The sequence below is a fragment of the Sphingopyxis sp. 10G20-10 genome (assembly GCF_057365075.1).
The window spans coordinates 781,037-798,102 of sequence record NZ_CP195117.1; the positions used below are offsets into that span (position 1 = coordinate 781,037).

17 protein-coding genes are annotated in these 17,066 nt (G+C 61.2%); 9 read left to right on the forward strand and 8 right to left on the reverse strand.

What is annotated here, in order from left to right:
* Genes odhB through ACR3XE_RS03900 form a run of 5 tightly spaced genes read left to right on the forward strand, consistent with a single transcriptional unit; the run spans position 1 to position 4,969 of the window.
* Positions 1-1,236 (forward strand): 2-oxoglutarate dehydrogenase complex dihydrolipoyllysine-residue succinyltransferase, encoded by a 1,236-nt coding sequence (gene odhB, locus ACR3XE_RS03880; protein ID WP_473698914.1) that lies wholly within the window; start codon positions 1-3, stop codon positions 1,234-1,236.
* Between the two features lie 44 nt (positions 1,237-1,280).
* Positions 1,281-2,678, forward strand: a complete 1,398-nt coding sequence (gene lpdA, locus ACR3XE_RS03885; protein ID WP_473698913.1) for a dihydrolipoyl dehydrogenase — start codon at positions 1,281-1,283, stop codon at positions 2,676-2,678.
* A 1-nt stretch (position 2,679) separates the two neighbouring features.
* Complete coding sequence (locus tag ACR3XE_RS03890; protein WP_473698912.1) at positions 2,680-3,327, forward strand: trimeric intracellular cation channel family protein; 648 nt, start codon at positions 2,680-2,682, stop codon at positions 3,325-3,327.
* Positions 3,328-3,374: 47 nt separating this feature from the next.
* The gene (locus tag ACR3XE_RS03895; RefSeq protein WP_473698911.1) at positions 3,375-4,277 is read left to right on the forward strand and encodes an alpha/beta fold hydrolase; all 903 of its coding nucleotides are present in this window, start codon (positions 3,375-3,377) and stop codon (positions 4,275-4,277) included.
* Complete coding sequence (locus tag ACR3XE_RS03900; RefSeq protein WP_473698910.1) at positions 4,274-4,969, forward strand: PepSY domain-containing protein; 696 nt, start codon at positions 4,274-4,276, stop codon at positions 4,967-4,969. The genes ACR3XE_RS03895 and ACR3XE_RS03900 overlap by 4 nt, the downstream gene beginning before the upstream one ends.
* On the opposite strand, the gene sppA is transcribed toward ACR3XE_RS03900, so the two are convergent.
* The 3 genes from sppA to proB form a co-directional block, all read right to left on the reverse strand.
* Positions 4,966-6,708, reverse strand: a complete 1,743-nt coding sequence (gene sppA / locus ACR3XE_RS03905; RefSeq protein WP_486185922.1) for a signal peptide peptidase SppA — start codon at positions 6,706-6,708, stop codon at positions 4,966-4,968. The genes ACR3XE_RS03900 and sppA overlap by 4 nt on opposite strands.
* Positions 6,709-7,039: 331 nt before the next feature.
* Positions 7,040-7,960, reverse strand: coding sequence for an NAD-dependent epimerase/dehydratase family protein (locus tag ACR3XE_RS03910; RefSeq protein WP_486185923.1), 921 nt, complete (start codon positions 7,958-7,960; stop codon positions 7,040-7,042).
* Between the two features lie 14 nt (positions 7,961-7,974).
* Entirely contained in the window at positions 7,975-9,078 is a 1,104-nt protein-coding gene (gene proB / locus ACR3XE_RS03915) for a glutamate 5-kinase (RefSeq protein ID WP_486185924.1), read from the reverse strand.
* 108 nt (positions 9,079-9,186) lie between these two features.
* Between proB and ACR3XE_RS03920 the strand changes: the two genes are divergently transcribed.
* Positions 9,187-10,242, forward strand: a complete 1,056-nt coding sequence (locus tag ACR3XE_RS03920; RefSeq protein ID WP_486185925.1) for a cytochrome c oxidase assembly protein — start codon at positions 9,187-9,189, stop codon at positions 10,240-10,242.
* Between the two features lie 22 nt (positions 10,243-10,264).
* Here the strand turns inward: ACR3XE_RS03920 and ACR3XE_RS03925 are convergent, their stop codons facing one another.
* From ACR3XE_RS03925 to ACR3XE_RS03935, 3 genes are all read right to left on the reverse strand, one after another.
* Complete coding sequence (locus ACR3XE_RS03925; RefSeq protein WP_473698906.1) at positions 10,265-10,564, reverse strand: WYL domain-containing protein; 300 nt, start codon at positions 10,562-10,564, stop codon at positions 10,265-10,267.
* Between the two features lie 78 nt (positions 10,565-10,642).
* The gene (obgE, locus tag ACR3XE_RS03930; RefSeq protein ID WP_473698905.1) at positions 10,643-11,680 is read right to left on the reverse strand and encodes a GTPase ObgE; all 1,038 of its coding nucleotides are present in this window, start codon (positions 11,678-11,680) and stop codon (positions 10,643-10,645) included.
* 173 nt (positions 11,681-11,853) lie between these two features.
* The gene (locus ACR3XE_RS03935; RefSeq protein WP_486185926.1) at positions 11,854-12,462 is read right to left on the reverse strand and encodes a TetR/AcrR family transcriptional regulator; all 609 of its coding nucleotides are present in this window, start codon (positions 12,460-12,462) and stop codon (positions 11,854-11,856) included.
* Between the two features lie 71 nt (positions 12,463-12,533).
* On the opposite strand from ACR3XE_RS03935, the gene ACR3XE_RS03940 reads away from it, so the two are divergent.
* Positions 12,534-13,406, forward strand: a complete 873-nt coding sequence (locus ACR3XE_RS03940; RefSeq protein ID WP_473698904.1) for a metal-dependent hydrolase — start codon at positions 12,534-12,536, stop codon at positions 13,404-13,406.
* A 40-nt stretch (positions 13,407-13,446) separates the two neighbouring features.
* Positions 13,447-13,977, forward strand: a complete 531-nt coding sequence (locus tag ACR3XE_RS03945; RefSeq protein ID WP_473698903.1) for a GNAT family N-acetyltransferase — start codon at positions 13,447-13,449, stop codon at positions 13,975-13,977.
* A 40-nt stretch (positions 13,978-14,017) separates the two neighbouring features.
* Here the strand turns inward: ACR3XE_RS03945 and ACR3XE_RS03950 are convergent, their stop codons facing one another.
* Together ACR3XE_RS03950 and ACR3XE_RS03955 are read right to left on the reverse strand one after the other, a co-directional pair.
* The gene (locus tag ACR3XE_RS03950; RefSeq protein ID WP_473698902.1) at positions 14,018-14,464 is read right to left on the reverse strand and encodes an NfeD family protein; all 447 of its coding nucleotides are present in this window, start codon (positions 14,462-14,464) and stop codon (positions 14,018-14,020) included.
* Position 14,465: 1 nt separating this feature from the next.
* Positions 14,466-15,386, reverse strand: coding sequence for an SPFH domain-containing protein (locus tag ACR3XE_RS03955; protein WP_473698901.1), 921 nt, complete (start codon positions 15,384-15,386; stop codon positions 14,466-14,468).
* A gap of 171 nt (positions 15,387-15,557) precedes the next feature.
* Here ACR3XE_RS03955 and ACR3XE_RS03960 point away from each other — a divergent pair, with 171 nt between their 5' ends.
* The gene (locus ACR3XE_RS03960; protein WP_473698900.1) at positions 15,558-17,063 is read left to right on the forward strand and encodes a M28 family peptidase; all 1,506 of its coding nucleotides are present in this window, start codon (positions 15,558-15,560) and stop codon (positions 17,061-17,063) included.
* The last annotated feature ends 3 nt before the right edge of the window (positions 17,064-17,066 follow it).

Sequence of the window (17,066 nt, forward strand, 5' to 3'; positions counted from 1 at the left end):
ATGAGCAGCGAAGTCAAAGTCCCCACATTGGGCGAAAGCGTGAGCGAAGCGACCATCGGCGAGTGGCTGAAAAAGCCCGGCGATGCGGTGGCGGTCGATGAGCCCATCGCCAGCCTGGAAACCGACAAGGTGGCGGTTGAGGTGCTGGCGACCAGTGCCGGTGTGATGGGTAAACAGCTCGCAGCCGAAGGTGACACAGTCGCGGTCGGCGCGGTCATTGCGACGGTTGAGGAAGGGAGCGGCCAAGCCGCCGCCTCTCCGGCCCCTGCTCCTGCGCCCGCTGCAAAGGCTGAAGCTGCTCCCGCTCCTGCGGCTGCGTCGAGCGATGCCCATGATGGCGTCACGACCCTGTCACCGGCGGTGCGCCGTCTGGTGCTCGAACATGGTCTGGACCCCAGCAAGATCAAGGGAAGCGGCAAGGACGGCCGCCTGACCAAGGAAGATGTGCTCGCCGCCGCCAATAGCGCGCCCGACAGTGCCGCCCCCGCGTCTGCGCCTGCTCCATCGGCAGCGCCTGCCGCAAGCGGTGCGCCGGGTCGCCGCGAGGAACGGGTCAAGATGACGCGGATGCGTCAGACCATCGCCAAGCGGTTGAAATCGGCGCAGGACACCGCTGCGATGCTCACCACGTTCAACGACGTCGATATGACGGCGGTGATCGAGGCGCGGACCAAATATAAGGATTTGTTCGCGAAAAAGCATGACGTCCGGTTGGGCTTCATGGGCTTCTTCACCAAAGCCGCCTGTCTGGCGCTGAAGGATATTCCTTCGGTCAACGGTCAGATCGACGGCGAAGAGATCGTCTATCACGACTATGTCGATGTGTCGGTTGCGGTCAGCGGCCCCAACGGGCTGCTTGTCCCCGTCATCCGCAACGCCGAAAGCCTGTCCTTTGCCGGCATCGAAAAGACGATCGGCGATTTCGGCAAGCGCGCCAAAGACGGCACGATGACGATGGCCGACATGACCGGCGGCACATTTACCATCAGCAATGGCGGCGTGTTCGGATCGCTGATGTCGACCCCGATCATCAACCCGCCGCAGTCGGCGGTGCTCGGCCTCCACCGTATCGAGGACCGCGCGGTGGTGGTGAATGGCGAAATCGTCATACGCCCGATGATGTATCTGGCGCTCAGCTATGACCATCGCCTGATCGATGGCCGCGAAGCGGTGACCTTCCTGAAGATCATCAAGGAAGCGATTGAGGACCCGACGCGCCTGTTGATCGATATGTGATTCCGCCTTCCCGTCAATATTCGGGGTGGTGAATGGAGTAGATTATGGCTGACTATGATTATGACGTCCTGGTAATTGGGTCGGGTCCCGGCGGTTATGTCGCGGCGATCCGTGCGGCGCAATTGGGGCTGAAAACCGCCTGTGCCGAAGGGCGCGAAACGCTGGGCGGCACGTGCCTCAACGTCGGCTGCATCCCGTCGAAGGCGATGCTCCATGCCTCGGAATATTTTGACGTGGCGGCGAATGGAACGATGGCCAAAATGGGCATCAAGGTGAAGCCGGAGCTCGACCTCGACACGATGCACGGCCAGCGGACCGAAGCGGTCAAAGGGCTGACCGGCGGGATCGCCTTTTTGTTCAAAAAGAACAAGGTCGACTGGCTGAAAGGCTATGCCAAATTCACCTCTGCCGACACGGTCGAGGTTGCGGGCAAGACTGTGCGCGCCAAGAACATCATTATCGCAACGGGTTCCAGCGTCACGCCGCTTCCCGGTGTTGACGTCGACAATGACAAGCAGATCATCGTCGATTCCACCGGTGCGCTCGAGCTTGCCAAAGTGCCGGAGCATATGGTCGTCATCGGAGGCGGGGTTATCGGGCTGGAACTGGGCAGCGTGTGGCGGCGGCTGGGCGCGAAAGTGACCTGTGTCGAATTTCTCGACCAGATTTTGCCCGGTATGGACGGCGATGTCCGCAAGGAATCGAACAAAATCTTCAAAAAACAGGGCATTGAGTTCAAGCTCAAGACCAAAGTCACCAAGGCAACCGTCAAAGGCAAGAAGGCCGTGCTGACGCTGGAGCCTGCCGCTGGCGGCGACGCCGAGACGCTGGAGGCCGATGTCGTCCTCGTGTCGATCGGGCGTCGTCCGAACACCGACGGCCTTGGTCTCGACAAGACGGGGCTGGAGGTCAACCAGCGCGGCCAGATTGAAACCGATCATGAGTTTCGCACCAAAGTTGGCGGCATCTGGGCGATTGGCGACGTCATTCCCGGCCCGATGCTCGCGCACAAGGCCGAGGATGAGGGCATTGCCTGCGCCGAAAATATTGCCGGACAGACGGGCATTGTGAACCATGATGTCATCCCGTCGGTCGTTTACACGATGCCCGAAATCGCCGGTGTCGGCCTGACCGAAGAACAAGCGAAGGAACGCGGCGAGATCAAGGTCGGCAAATTCCCGATGTTGGCGAACAGCCGTGCCAAGACCAATCACGAACCCGATGGCTTTGTGAAGGTGATTGCCGATGCCAAGAGCGACCGTGTGCTCGGCGTCTGGTGCATCGCCAGTGTCGCCGGCACCATGATCGCGCAGGCCGCGCAAGCGATGGAATTTGGCGCGACCAGCGAAGACATCGCCTATACCTGCCACGCCCACCCGACGCACAGCGAGGCGGTCAAGGAAGCCGCCATGGCGGTGACGGGCAAGCCCATCCACATCTGATATGATCGCCGACCTTCTGGGCGTCGACAATGCGGTGCTCATCCGGCTGCTCGACCTTGCGGGCATTTCGATCTTTGCGCTGACCGGCGCGTTGATGGCGGTGCGGTTGCGGCAGACACTGGTGACCGCGAGCTTCTTTGCGCTGATCACAGGGGTTGGCGGGGGCAGCGTTCGCGATTTGCTGATCGGTGCGCCGGTTTTCTGGGTTCAGGACGGTGCGATTGCTGCCGTGTGTATTGCCATTGCGCTGATCGTCTGGATCACACCCGAACGCTGGTGGCACGGACAGCTAATGGAATGGGCCGACGCCGTGGGGCTTGCGGCGTACAGTGTGTTCGGAACGGCCAAGGCGATTGCCTGGGGCGTTCCGCCGGTCCCCGCCTTGCTGATGGGGGTAATCACCGGCTGTGTCGGCGGGATTATTCGCGATATGATGGCCGGTGTGCCGTCGATTATCGTGCGGCCAGAGCTTTATGTGACGGCCGCGGCGCTGGCGTCGGGGCTGTATGTGCTGTTGCTGTGGATGGGACTTGCGACCGGTGTGGCGGCGATTCTTGCCGCGGTTGCGGGCTTTGCCTTGCGCGGGGCGGCCATCCGTTGGCAACTCGCGCTTCCCGTCTATAGCGCCGGAAAGGCTGGCAGAGACTGAGCGGCTGTGTCAGTTAGGGTGATGATCGCAACAGGAGAGCGGACCCAATGACAACGGCCAGCACCACCGCCAATGGAATTTCGATAAGCTATGAGGACAAGGGACCGCGCGATGCGCCGGTGATCCTGCTTGTGATGGGACTAGGCGGGCAGTTGACACTTTGGCCCGAAGAGTTTGTCGACGCCTTGGTCGCGCACGGCTTTCGCACCATCCGCTATGACAATCGCGATGTCGGCCTGTCGACGCGCTTCGATGCGGCGGGGGTGCCCAATATCAAATGGATGTTCGTGAAAGCGCTGGTCGGGCTCAAACCGCGTAGTGCCTACAGCCTCACCGACATGGCCGCCGATGGCATGGCGCTGCTCGATGAGCTGGGCGTCGAACGCGCGCATATTGTCGGGGCATCGATGGGCGGGATGATCGCACAGCATATTGCGGCCCGTTATCCCGAGCGCGTGTTGTCGCTGACCTCGGTCATGTCGACGACCGGTAACCGCCGCCTGCCGGGTGGCAGCAAAGAGGCGATGCGCGTTTTGTCCAATCGCCCGTCGAGCGGCGACAAGGAAGATATGGTCGCCTATTCGGTGCGCGCCGCGCGCGTGATCGGCAGCCCCGCCTATCCCCCCGAAGAAGAGCGCCTGCAACGCCGCGTCCGCAGCGATTATGAACGCGGCTGGTACCCGCAAGGCGTGGCGCGGCAAATGGCGGCGATTGTGGCCGATGGCGACCGGCGCTCGCTGTTGAAGACGATCAGCGCGCCCACACTTGTCATTCATGGCGAAGCCGACCCGTTGGTGCCGGTGGAGGGCGGGCGTGACACCGCCGCCACGATCCCGGGCGCCGAACTGTTGCTTATCCCCGGCATGGGGCATGACCTGCCCTTGGCGCTGGTCGATACACTGGCTGACGCGATTGCCAACCATGCAAAGGCGGTCTCTGTACCGGCATGACCTGGTCGCGACTGGGGACGCGCGCCAAGCTGATGAAGGTCCACATCTGGCTGGGCTGGCTGGTTGGTGTGCCGATTATATTGTGGACGCTCTCTGGGCTGATCATGGTGATCAAGCCGATCGAGGAGGTGCGCGGCAGCGATTTGCGAAACGCGCCGATGGACGTGCCTGCTAATCTGGTGGCGACACCGCCGCAGTTTGATGGTCGCCCTGTCGCCGGGCTTCAGCTGGAAATGCGTGGTGATCGGCCGGTATGGCTGATCCGTTTTAGCGACAAGGATAGCCGCGCCGCCGATGCCCGAACCGGCGCACTCTTGCCCCCCGTTTCAGCCGCTGATGCGCGGTCCATTGCCGATGCGGCGCTCAAATCGCCGGGCAAGATTATCTCCGTGCGGCGCTTTGCCCGCGACGCCAATCCGCTTGAACTGCGGCGCGGGCGTCCGGCGTGGCAGATCGTCTATGCCGACGGTCTTCATGCCTATGTCGATGCCGACACGGGCGAGTTGCTGGCGCTTCGGACGCGGTTCTGGCGCGCTTATGATGTGTTTTGGGGTCTGCACATCATGGATTTGCAGGAACGCGAAGACACGCACCATTCGCTGTTGATCGGCTTTGCCGCATTCAGCCTGTTGATGGCGGCGCTCGGTTTTGTGATGCTGTTTGTGCGTCAGCGCAAACGGCGAAAAACCTAGCGCATCAACACGCCGAGCGCAGCCAGCCAGCCCTTGCTTTCGGCGCTGACGGGTCGCGGGGCCATCGGCGTATAGGCGCGGCAATCGAGACAGCTGGCTTGAATGGACCCGCTGCGCGTCAGCATGTCCATGTCCTGCAACACGCGCTGCTGGGTCAATTGGCGGTTCATCGCGGCGAGGCCGAACCAGCCGCGCGGGATGGAGGCCTGAGCATCGTCTTTATTGGCAAGGCCTGCGAGCAATTGCGAAAACTCGCTGGGTTCATTCTCGAAATATTTGGCGTGATATTCGCCATCGACTTTGGCCAGCTTGGCCGCGGCCTTCATCGCGTCGTTCAGGTCACCAAATTGATCGACGAGACCCAATTGACGCGCGGTTCCGCCAGCCCAGACGCGCCCTTCGGCTATGGCCTGAATCTTCTCCAGCGGTTGCTTGCGGCTCTTGGCGACCAGACCGGTGAAACGGGCGTAAATATCTTCGACACTCGCCTGTGCCAGCTGGTTAAACTCGTCGCTCACGCCGCCGAACAGATCGGGCTGGCCCGACAGCGGGGTGGTGGCAACGCCGTCGGCGCCGATGCCGAGCTTGGCCAGCGCCTTGTCGAAACCGGGCATGATGCCAAAGACGCCGATCGAGCCGGTGATGGTTTCAGGCTCGGCATAGATGCGGTCGGCCGGGGTCGAAACCCAATAGCCGCCCGACGCCGCGACGTTGGACATTGAAACGACAATCGGCAGCTTCTTGGACTTGGCGACGAGCAACGCCTGACGGATTTCTTCGGACGCCATGACCGATCCGCCGGGCGAATCGACGCGCAACACCAGCGCCTTGACGCCATCATCGTCGGCAGCGTCGATGATATGCTGGGCAATAGTGTCGCCACCGGCATGGCCGTTCGGCGCGTCGCCATCGACGATTTCGCCGACAATCGGAACAACCGCAATGGCTGATCCCGGTTCTTTGGGCGGATTGGCGGCGACCCAGTTTTTGAGCGGAATGGCCTTATAATCCCACGGCTGCTGGTCATCCTCGGTGCCGCTGATTTCGGCAACGCGCTGGCCGAAATCCATGCGGCTGCCGACCTTGTCGACCAGTCCTGCTGCAAGCGAGGCTTTGGAAAGGTCATTTCCGGCGCCGCGCACAGCGCCGACAGTGTCGGCGATGAAGGCGTCAATCTTGGCCTGCGGGCGCGCCTTTTTGACCTCGGTCAGCCAATTGTCCCACAACTCGCTGGCATAGGCGAGATCGGCCTCTTTGGCTTCGGGTGACTGGTCGCTGCGGATATAGGGTTCGACGGCGCTCTTGAAGGTGCCGACGCGATAGACATGGGCAGTGACGCCCAGCTTATCCATCAAGCCTTTGTAATAGAGGCGTGATCCGCCGGGACCGGCGATCATCGCACCGCCAATCGGGGCGGCCCAGATCTCGCTGGCATGAGCCGCGAGCTGATAGCTGTCGGCGCTGTAGCCGGTGGCGTAAGCAAGCACCGGTTTTTTCGCAGCGCGCACGGTGTCGAGAGCCTTGCCGATATCGGCCAGCGACACCTGTCCGCCACCGAGGAAGCGGTCGAGGTCGAGAACAACGGCACTCACGCGGTCATCGGTCGCGGCGGTGTTCAAGGCCTGCACAACGTCGCGTGAGCGAATTTCACGTATCTGCGGCCCACCTGCGCCGGTCAGCAGCGCCAGCGGGTCAATTTCGGACGGCTGCTCGCTGATCACACCGTCGAGGTCGAGCACCAGAGCGCCCTTGCTGACAGGCAGCGAGGCATTGGGGCGACCAGAAGAAAATTCCGAACAGGGCGACAAAGAAAAGCAGCAGGAAGACCAGCGCCAACCCGTCCTTGATCGCAACGAGCAGGTTCCAGACTTTGCGTGGAAAGCTGTTTCCCTTTTTGGCCTTGTTGTCACCGGGGAGGGGTTTGCGAACGGGAATGGCCCAAGGGTTTGCGCCGTCGGTGGGCGTCGCTGTCGTGTTGTCTGTCATGATTTACGCGTAGTCGCCGCGCGCGCGCTTGGCAATATTCGCTTCGACCGACGGGCCATGGCAAGGGGGCCAACGACTTGCGGTCTAAAGCCAGCCTTCGCGGCGATACCAGCGGACGGTTTCGTCCATCGCATCGCTGGTTTTTAGTTCGGGTTGCCACAAGGTGGCGGGCGGCGCGGCGCCTTCGGTAACTACCCAGTCGGGATGCGCGATGTAACGCGCCCGGTCGGGGGTTAATTTGGCGCGGCTGCGGCGGACAAAGGTGTCGACGCGCGCTCCCGCTTTGAGCACTAGCCGCGGCACCGCTAGCGTCGAGACATGGCGGCGTCCAACGGCGCGGCCGATGGCGCGGGCAAAGCTGCGGTAAGACCAGCCGCGCGCATGGCCGTCGTCGGGTTCATAGGTCTGGCCAATGCTAATATGGCGCTCGGCGGTGAGGGCGACGAGCAGACGCGCAAGTTCGCTCACCGCAATCACCGACAAACGTCCCGATGGCGGCAAGAGCGCCACGCCGCGTCCGGCCATACGGAACAAGTCGAGCATTTCGGTATCGCCGGGGCCAAAGACGGCGGGTGGGCGCACGATGGTCCAGTCGAGCGCGCTGGCCTGGACCAATATTTCGGCACGTGCCTTGGACCAGCCATAGTCGGACAAGTCGGGCTCGCGCGCGGCGAGCGAAGAGACATGGATGAAGCGTGTAACCCCTGCGACGCGCGCTGCGTCGATGACATGGCCGGTCGCGGTGATATTACCGGCTTCGAATGCCGCGCGGCTGGGCACATTGACGACACCGGCGATGTGCATAAGGGCGTCGCTTCCCGTCGCAAGACTGGCAAGGGCATCGGGTTGGTCCAGCGCCCCCGCGACCCAAGTCACACCGGCTTGCTCCGGCTGTGGGCGGCGTGTGAGGGCGCGGACGTGCCAGCCTTTGGCGACCGCGAGGCGCAGCGTTGCCCCACCGACAAAACCAGTCGCACCGGTCATCGCAAGCGTAGGAGAGGGCATGTCGTCCCCGCTGCTCACAGCAGCACCATATAGTCCCTATGCACGAGCGCGCTGCGCGGGGCATAACCCAGCACCTTTTCCTGTTCTTCGCTGCGTAAACCCAACAATGTGCGCGCTTCAACGGCGTCATATTCCGCCAGCCCGCGCGCGATGCTGTTACCTAGCGGGCCAACAATATCGATGACATCGCCGCGCTTGAAATTTCCGACCACTTCGCGCGCGCCAGCAGCAAGCAAGCTGTTGCCGCGCGGGAGCGCTTTTTCTGCGCCAGCGTCGACTTGAATGGAGCCGGCAATGCGTAGTCGTCCTCCAAGCCAGCCCTTGCGCGCCGATGCCTTGGCCTTGGGGACAAAATAGCTGCCGCCGTCAGAGCGCAACGGATGGTCGATCAACCCGCTGGCGATCATCAGGCCGATGCCGCCGCGCGTTGCGATGCGGGCGGCCTCCAGCTTGGATGCCATGCCGCCTGACCCCATGCCCGATGCCGATCCGCTGCCCGCCATCGCCTTGATCGCGGGTGTGATTCGTTTGATGACGTCGAGCCGTTTGGCCTTGGGGTTGCTGCCCGGATCGGCGGTATAGAGTCCGTCGACATCGGATAGCAGGACCACACCATCGGCGCGTGCAGCCTGGGCGACGCGGGCGGCCAGCCGGTCATTGTCTCCAAAGCGCAGATTCGCGGTTGCCACGCTGTCATTTTCATTGATGACCGGCACGACCCCCAGCGATAACAGCCGTTCGAGCGTCGCGCTGGCGTTCAGATAGCGGTGGCGATCCTCCAGATCGCCCAGCGTCACCAGAATCAGCGCTGCTGTCAGGCCGTGGGCGCCAAGCAGTTCGGCCCAGACTTCCGCCAGCGCAATCTGCCCCACCGAGGCAGAGGCCTGCGCATCTTCGAGGCTAGCGCGTCCGCCTTTGGCCAGCCCCATCCGCCGCGCGCCAAGTGCAATTGCGCCCGAGGACACGACCGCGACCTCTTGTCCCTCTTGCGTCCGCGCCCAGATATCGGCGGCGATCCCGGCCAGCCATTCGCGCCGAACCGCGCCTTCAGAATCGACGAGCAGGGCCGAACCAATTTTGACGATGAGGCGAGGACAGGAGGATGGAGGAAATATCATGAAAGCGTAGATAGCCTACTGCAATTGGCGCGCCAATGCGAATATGTGATTTGCGTGCCCTGGGTCCAAACGGCTTGCAATGACCACAGGACGACCTATGGAGCCGCTATGTTTTTTCGACGCTGGATGATGGCGGGCATATTCCTGCTATTCGCAACCCCTGCTGCTGCGCACGGGGACCATGTCGCGGTCGACACGTCGCCCTGGACGATGTGGCAATTGTCCCCCGAAATATTGATCAGTCTTGTCATACTTGCGTTGATCTATTGGCGCGGCAGTCGGCATGGACTGACCCGTCACCGCTGGCGTGTCGCGTCTTTCTACGGGGGGCTTTTGGCGCTGTTTATCGCGTTAATCTCGCCGGTTGAACAACTTGCCGATCATGTTTTCGCTGTCCATCAGGTCGAGCATATGCTGTTGCGGACCGTGGCGCCGATGCTGATCTTTCTGGCGCAGCCGCAGGCGGCGATTGTGCGTGGGCTGCCAAAGGGCGTAAGCAAATTCTTCGCCTCCACCGGCTGGCTGCGCGCGATCATCTCTTTCCTGCGGCGCCCTCTCGTTGCGACTCTATTGTTCCTCTCCGCCAGCTTTTTTTGGATGCTGCCTTATTGGCACGATGTCGCGATCCTCAACGAACCGGTTCATTATCTGTGGCACATCAGCCTGCTGACCACCGGCCTGATCTTCTTTTCGGTGCTGTTTGATCACCGTGCCGCACCTCAGGGCGCCGGGCTTGGGACGCGACTTGCGATGTTTGTCGCGGCGGCGCTGGGCAATATTGTGCTCGGCACCATATTGTCACTTAAAACCATCCCGCTCTATTCCGCCTATTTGACGCTGGGACATATGTGGCATGTTTCGATGCTGACCGATGAACAGACGGGCGGGGTTATCATGTGGATCCCCGGTTCGATGATGTTCGGCGTCGCGGCGTTGATCATTATCCATCGCTGGAGCGTCGAGGAGACGCGCACCGTCGACCGGCGCACACGTGCCGGGCGTGACATGGTCGCGGCATCGCGGCCGGCCAATAAGCTCCTCGCCTTCGGCCTTGCCGGATTTGCGTTACTCGTGCTTTTGATCGCTGTTAGTGTGGTTGCGGTGATCGATCATCCTTATTCGGCGACGCATCAATTCGGGATGGCGGGTCAGATACCCGGCTGACAGCTAGCGCGAACCATTTCGATCAAATGGCGAGGACAATCTTGTCATCGGCCTGTGGTGGTGTTGCCTGAAAGGATGGCAAAGGATCGAATGTTTCGTCCATGATTTCCGCCGCCCCAAGGCCGTCGAGTTTGAAATGGCCGAGACGCCGTTCGTCATCGGATCGCCAATCTTTTCCCATGTTCAATGCGCCGAGAAACAGGCTTCCGTGACGCTCAAACAGCAAATGCGGCGCCAGTTTCATGACGGAGCCGTTGTAACGCGCCCGTATGGACAGCTTTCGTACAATCGCTTCGATCAGCACGAGGCGCGTCTCGCTCATAGCCAGTGCGCCTTTGCCGAAGATTGAGATTTATTGTGCATTGCAACATAATGCACGTGAATCGCGACGGCGCAAGCTTTAAACTGGCGACCAGTCCTTGTCTGGTTCGCTACCACCACCGTCCACATCGCCGCGCACGGCCTCTAGCAGCTTGTCGAGCACAGGCTCCACCCCTTCGCCGCTGACACCCGACAGCGCCATCACCGGTGCGCCGCTGGCTTCGGCCAGTTCGGCCGACAGCACGGCGATCAATTCTTCGTCAAGGGTATCGACTTTGTTGAGCGCGACGATGACCTTTTTCTCGGTCAGTCCGGCGCCATAGGCATCAAGTTCATCGCGGACGACGCGATAACTGGTTGCGACATCCTTGTCATGCGCATCGACCAGATGGAGGATGACGCGGCAGCGTTCGATATGCCCGAGGAATCGGTCGCCAACCCCCGCTCCTTCGGCGGCACCGGCTATCAGACCCGGGATATCGGCGACGACAAATTCATGCCCCTTGTGGCTGACGACGCCCAATTGTGGTCGCAATGTCGTAAAGGCATAGGCGCCGACCTTGGCCTGGGCATTGCTGACGGCGTTGATAAAGGTTGATTTTCCTGCATTGGGCAGACCGACCAGTCCCGCGTCGGCGAGAAGCTTCAGCCGCAGCCAGACCCACATTTCTTCGCCCGGCCAGCCTGGACCATGTTGGCGCGGGGCGCGGTTGGTGCTGCTTTTGAAGCTGGCGTTACCGCGCCCGCCATCTCCGCCGCGCAGAAAGGCAACTTGCTCGCCCACCTTGGTCAGGTCTGCAAGCAGGCTGCGTTCTTCATCATCGGCCAATATCTGGGTGCCGAGCGGAACCTTGATAATAATGTCATCACCGCCGCCGCCGGTGCGATCGCGGCCCGATCCCGGTGTTCCGCGCTTGGCCTTGAAATGCTGGGTATAGCGAAAGTCGATCAGCGTGTTCAGCCCCTCGACCGCCTCAAAGATAATGTCGCCACCCTTGCCGCCGTTACCGCCGTCGGGGCCGCCATATTCGACATATTTTTCACGCCGAAAGCTGACGGCACCGGGGCCGCCGTCGCCGGATTTCACATATATCTTGGCTTGATCGAGGAAATGCATGGTGAGGCCTATAGGGCGGAAACGAAAAATTACCCATCGAATCCCGCTCGTGTCGAGCGAAGTCGAAACACCCCGCGACACGACGCAAGGCCGAGGGGTATCTCGACTTCGCTCGATGTGAACGGAGAAGGGAGCGGCGCCTTTAGGCGCTGCATAATAAAATTGCTAGCCGCTTAGCCCGATGCCTTGCCGCCCTGCGCGGCCCAGAAGGCCGCGATGCGTCCGGTAATCAACTCGGTCGCCAGGACGCGCGCGGTATCGCGCGGCAATTCAAGTGCGCTGGCCATCGCACCGCCCAGCTGGGCGTCGCCCATCGCCATCAGCACCAATGCCAGCGTGTCTTCGTGCATCAGGCGCTTTTCATGCGCGTCGGGCGACATGCCGTCGATCAACTGGTGGATTGCTTCGATAATCGGATCGAGTGCGTCGTCATTGCCCGTCGCCGCCATCCACGTCGCGAGTGCCCCCGCGCCGCCGCTGTCAAAGGCATCAAAGGCCAGATCAACAATTTCGCGAACATTGCGCTGTCCGGGAGGGGAGGCCGCCATCGTGGCACCGATTGTCGCGCAGACGGTCTTGGCCAGATAGGCGGCCAGCGCCTTTTGCAATCCCGCCGCGCTGCCGAAATGGTGCAAAAGATTGGCGTGGGTGCGGTCAACCCGCGCCGCCACAGCTTTTAACGTCACCGCTTGCGGCCCCATTTCGATCAGGATGGTCCGCGCAGCCTCTAGCGCCGCAGACCGGCTTTCCTCTGGACTCAGGCGCTTCTTCACTATTGACATTTATGTAAGTAACCCCTATTTGCGACCCATAGCGCGTTGGCGCCCAACCCCTTTTCGACGGTGAAACCCATATGTCCAGTCTTTCGCTCTCTCCGACGCCCAAGGATTTGTCGATTACCCCACGCGATCGGCGCTTTGGCCGCGCCGAAAAACAGGGTCGTTGGTGGCTGAATGGCGACCCGATCGGGACAGCTTTTCACACCGCGCTGTCGGTAACATTCCCGCGCGGTGAAGCGATGTTCATCGAAGCGGTGAAGGCGCATCGCGACGGCGTGGACGAGAAACTGGCGGGCGAGATTCGGGCCTTTACCCAGCAGGAAGTGATCCACAGCCGCGAACATGTGGTGTTCAACCGTAAGGTGGCCGAGGCCGGTTATGATCTGTCGGAACTCGAAGCCGACGTCAGCCATGTGCTCGACCTCATCAAATCGCGCCCCGCCATCGTCAATCTGGCCGCGACCATCGCGCTGGAACATTATACCGCGATGATGGCGTCGGTGATGCTGCGCGATGACAAAATGTACGCAGGCGCCGAAGAAGAATGGGCGTCGCTGTGGAAATGGCACGCGATCGAGGAAATCGAGCATAAGGGCGTCGCCTATGACACATGGCTGCACGCCACCAAGGACTGGAGCCGCTGGAAGCGGTGGAAGGTCAAATCGATTATGATGCTGCTCGTCACCTTGCGCTTTTGGCCTCGCCGCGTGAAGGGCATGAAGGCGTTGTTAAAACAGGACGGCCTGACCGGCTGGCGTATCACGGCCCGCATTTGGTGGTATCTACTCGGCACCCCCGGAGTGCTCCGTCGCAGCTTTATTCCCTGGGTCAGCTATTTCATGCCGGGGTTTCACCCGTGGAACCATGACGACCGCGCGCTGATCAAAAAACATGAAAGCGACTATGCCGACGCGGTAATGCCCAAGGAAGAATTGGTCACAGCCTGAGGGGCTTGCCGACCGACTGAGCCGCTGATAGCGCAGCACAATGTTTACTGCCCCACCGGTCCTGGAAACCGAGCGCCTGCGGCTGCGCGCGCACCGTCTGTCCGACAAGGATGTCCATGTCGCCATGTGGGCCGACGAGCGCGTGACCCAATTCATCGGCGGTGGACCGCGCGCGCCCGACGTCAGTTGGGGAAAATTCTTGTCGTCGGCAGGGCTGTGGCCGGTGATGGGCTTTGGCTATTGGGTGTTCGCCGACAAGGCGAGTGACCAGCTGATCGGTATGGGCGGTCTGTCCTATTTTGGCCGCGGTATCCCCGAGCTAGAGGGCGTGCCCGAGGCCGGATGGGCGTTCGACGCCGACCATTGGGGCAAGGGGCTGGCGACCGAGGCGATGGGCGCAGCACTAGCATGGGCCGACGCCCATCTGGACACAACCGAAGTGCGTTGCATCATCGACCCCGGCAATGCGGCATCGGAAAAGGTTGCTGCAAAACTGGGGTTCGAGGTCATGGGCACGAGTGAGGTGCTGCCCGAAGTCGTCGATGTATATAGGCGAGTGCGCGCTGCGTAACCAAAATCCCCCCTCCCACAAGCAGGGAGGATCAAAAGCTTTAAACCGCTTCGACCACCAGCATTCCGCCTTCGGCGCTCACCACCCGCACTTTCGCGCCAATCGCGGCATCGGGACCACGCACCGGCCATTGACCGTCGCCGACCTGCGCACGACCGCGACCATTTTCGATGGCTGTTGTGAGCGTCAGCACTTCGCCGACCAGTCGCCCGCCGCGCTGATTGAGCAGCGGATCGGTGGTCTCAATCGGATTATCGCGCAGCCATTTGCGTCCACCGTAAAGCGCCACAATCGACAGCACGGCAAAAATACCAAGCTGCCAAGCGATGCCGATCGGCAACAGCCATGTCACGACGCCGGTGACGATAGCAGCGGCGCCCAGCCAGACGAGGAAAAAGCCCGGTGCGACAATCTCTGCGGCAGCGAGCAAGACGCCGAACGACAGCCACATCCAGTGCGGCTCCATCGTGTTGATCCAGTCGGCCATATCAGCTGTCCTTGTTACCGGCGATGGCATCGCGAGCCAGTTCGCCAATCCCGCCTAGCGTGCCGATCAGCTGCGTGGCCTCGACCGGGAACAAGATGGTTTTGGCATTGGGGCTGGTGGCAAATTCGCTGATCGCTTCGACATATTTTTGCGCGATGAAATAGTTGATCGCTTGCGCATTGCCGCCCGCAATGGCGTCGGACACCATCTGGGTTGCCTTGGCCTCTGCCTCTGCTTCGCGTTCGCGGGCTTCGGCATCGCGGAACGCAGCTTCGCGGCGGCCCTCGGCCTGCAGGATCTGACCCTGCTTTTCACCCTCGGCGCGCAGAATTTCGGAAGCGCGAGCTCCTTCGGCCTCAAGGATGTTGGCACGTTTTTCACGCTCGGCTTTCATCTGTCGCGCCATTGCATTGGAAATATCGGCGGGCGGGCGGATATCCTTGATCTCGACGCGGGTGATCTTGATCCCCCACGGCGTCGTTGCATCGTCGACGACATGCAGCAGCCGCGCGTTGATCTCGTCGCGCTTTGACAGCGTTTCATCAAGGTCCATCGCGCCCATCACGGTACGCAGGTTGGTCGTCGTCAGGTTCATAATCGACAAATAGAGGTCGCTGACTTCATAGGCGGCCTTGGCGGCATCAAGCACCTGAAAGAAGACGACGCCGTCGACGGCGACCATCGCATTATCCTTGGTGATGATTTCCTGCCCCGGAATGTCGAGCACCTGCTCCATCATGTTGACCTTGCGGCCGACACGGTCGAAAAATGGCGTAATAAAGTTCAGCCCCGGCTGCGCGGTGTGCGTGTAGCGGCCAAAACGCTCGATCGTGTAGCTGAAACCCTGCCGGACGGGCGTCAGCGCCCAGACCAGAAAGAATACAGCCAGCACCACCACTGCGATCGCAAATCCATAACCCATATCAATTCCCCTCATCCGCATGAATGCGCTGCGGCTCGCGATGTGAATGGACCATATATTGCGGTATTGACGGCCAAGCGCCAGCCTAAAGCGCATATGATGATCCGATTTTCGCTCGTCCTTCTGGCGCACCATCTTGCCTGCCCAAGGGGAAACTGCCATGTCCGTCTCATGCAGATAACACAGTTTCGTGCCGTCTTTGCCGCCCTCGCCCTTTGTGCCGCGCCCTTATCCGCGTCGGCCTATGCCCAGAAACCGGCTGAGACGCCGGTCGCCGAAGCCGAGCTTGGTGAGCACATCCGCATCCTATCCAGCGATGCCTTTGAAGGACGCGCGCCGGGGAGCGAGGGAGAGGATCGAACCATCGCCTATGTCAGCGCGGCCTGGGCGCAGGCTGGACTGGTGCCGGTATCGGGCAGCGCGACGCCATGGCTTCAACCGGTGCCGCTGGTCGAAAGCCGGTCGGCCGGCGGAACCGCCAATTTCAAGGTAAATGGCCGCGATTTTACGATCGAGGATGATGGCATTATCCTCAGCGGAAGCGGACCGTCCGTCGCGCTTGAGGGGCTGCCAGCAATCTATGTCGGCTTTGGCATTGATGGCGACGGAAAGATAAACGCCGACGTCGATGGCAAGCTGGCGATCATGTTGATGGGCAATGCACCGTTTGGCAAAGATCTGCCGACTTATCGCACGCGCCGCCAGATGCTCACAGACGCAGGGGCGACGGCGGTGCTGGTGATCACCACTGACGCCGTGCCTTGGAAAGCGCTGCGAAACGCCGTGGACAAAAAGTCGACACGGCTCGCCGGGGCGACGACCGGGCCGGCTATCAGCGGCTTTTTGTCGTTGGAAGCGACCGATGCGCTGCTTACCAAAGCGCGCATGTCGAGCGATGCCACAATGGCGGCGGCCCAGTCACCCGACTATCGTGGAATCGATTTGCCGATAACGGCCGACCTGTCCGCCACCACCGACGTTCGCGCGTATGACAGCCACAATATCATCGCCAAATTGCCCGGCGCGCATCCCGATGGAAAAGCGGTGCTGTTTCTGGCGCATTGGGACCATCTGGGCATTTGCCGCCCCGAAGGCGCGGCGGATCGGATCTGTAATGGCGCTGTCGACAATGCTAGCGGGATTGCGGTGCTGATTGAGGTGGCGAAAAAGCTGGCCGCCGGACCGCGACCCGACCGCGACATATATTTCATGGCAACGACCGCCGAAGAGCGCGGCCTGCTCGGTGCTACCTATTTCGCTGCGCATCCGGTCGTGCCGCTAAAAGACATCACCGTTGCGCTTAATATCGATACCATCGCTATTTCTCCACGCGGGACGCCTGTGGCGACGATTGGGCGCGGTCGTCCGGCCTATGATGCCATGGTACGCAAAGTCGCGACCCGATTGGGACGCAAAATTGATGCGGATGGTGAGGCTGATGCCTTTGTTGGCCGTCAGGACGGATGGGCGCTTGGGAAAAAAGGCGTGGTATCGCTGATGGTCGGGGGCAGTTTTTCGGATATGGTGTTGCTCGAGAAATTTCTCGAAGGCGATTATCACCAACCCGGCGATGAATATAGCACGGCGATTCCGCTGGGCGGTGCGGCGGAGGATGCCGATTTACATGTCGCACTAGGCCGCGCCTTTGCCAGTATCAAAGCATGGCCTGCAAAATAGGTG

Bases quoted from the DNA above. Each gene is read 5' to 3' on its own strand.
- odhB (WP_473698914.1), top strand. From the start codon at position 1: ATGAGCAGCGAAGTCAAAGTCCCCACATTGGGCGAAAGCGTGAGCGAA.
- lpdA (WP_473698913.1), top strand. From the start codon at position 1,281: ATGGCTGACTATGATTATGACGTCCTGGTAATTGGGTCGGGTCCCGGC.
- ACR3XE_RS03890 (WP_473698912.1), top strand. From the start codon at position 2,680: ATGATCGCCGACCTTCTGGGCGTCGACAATGCGGTGCTCATCCGGCTG.
- ACR3XE_RS03895 (WP_473698911.1), top strand. From the start codon at position 3,375: ATGACAACGGCCAGCACCACCGCCAATGGAATTTCGATAAGCTATGAG.
- ACR3XE_RS03900 (WP_473698910.1), top strand. From the start codon at position 4,274: ATGACCTGGTCGCGACTGGGGACGCGCGCCAAGCTGATGAAGGTCCAC.
- ACR3XE_RS03910 (WP_486185923.1), bottom strand. From the start codon at position 7,960: ATGCCCTCTCCTACGCTTGCGATGACCGGTGCGACTGGTTTTGTCGGT.
- proB (WP_486185924.1), bottom strand. From the start codon at position 9,078: ATGATATTTCCTCCATCCTCCTGTCCTCGCCTCATCGTCAAAATTGGT.
- ACR3XE_RS03920 (WP_486185925.1), top strand. From the start codon at position 9,187: ATGTTTTTTCGACGCTGGATGATGGCGGGCATATTCCTGCTATTCGCA.
- ACR3XE_RS03925 (WP_473698906.1), bottom strand. From the start codon at position 10,564: ATGAGCGAGACGCGCCTCGTGCTGATCGAAGCGATTGTACGAAAGCTG.
- obgE (WP_473698905.1), bottom strand. From the start codon at position 11,680: ATGCATTTCCTCGATCAAGCCAAGATATATGTGAAATCCGGCGACGGC.
- ACR3XE_RS03935 (WP_486185926.1), bottom strand. From the start codon at position 12,462: ATGTCAATAGTGAAGAAGCGCCTGAGTCCAGAGGAAAGCCGGTCTGCG.
- ACR3XE_RS03940 (WP_473698904.1), top strand. From the start codon at position 12,534: ATGTCCAGTCTTTCGCTCTCTCCGACGCCCAAGGATTTGTCGATTACC.
- ACR3XE_RS03945 (WP_473698903.1), top strand. From the start codon at position 13,447: ATGTTTACTGCCCCACCGGTCCTGGAAACCGAGCGCCTGCGGCTGCGC.
- ACR3XE_RS03950 (WP_473698902.1), bottom strand. From the start codon at position 14,464: ATGGCCGACTGGATCAACACGATGGAGCCGCACTGGATGTGGCTGTCG.
- ACR3XE_RS03955 (WP_473698901.1), bottom strand. From the start codon at position 15,386: ATGGGTTATGGATTTGCGATCGCAGTGGTGGTGCTGGCTGTATTCTTT.
- ACR3XE_RS03960 (WP_473698900.1), top strand. From the start codon at position 15,558: ATGCAGATAACACAGTTTCGTGCCGTCTTTGCCGCCCTCGCCCTTTGT.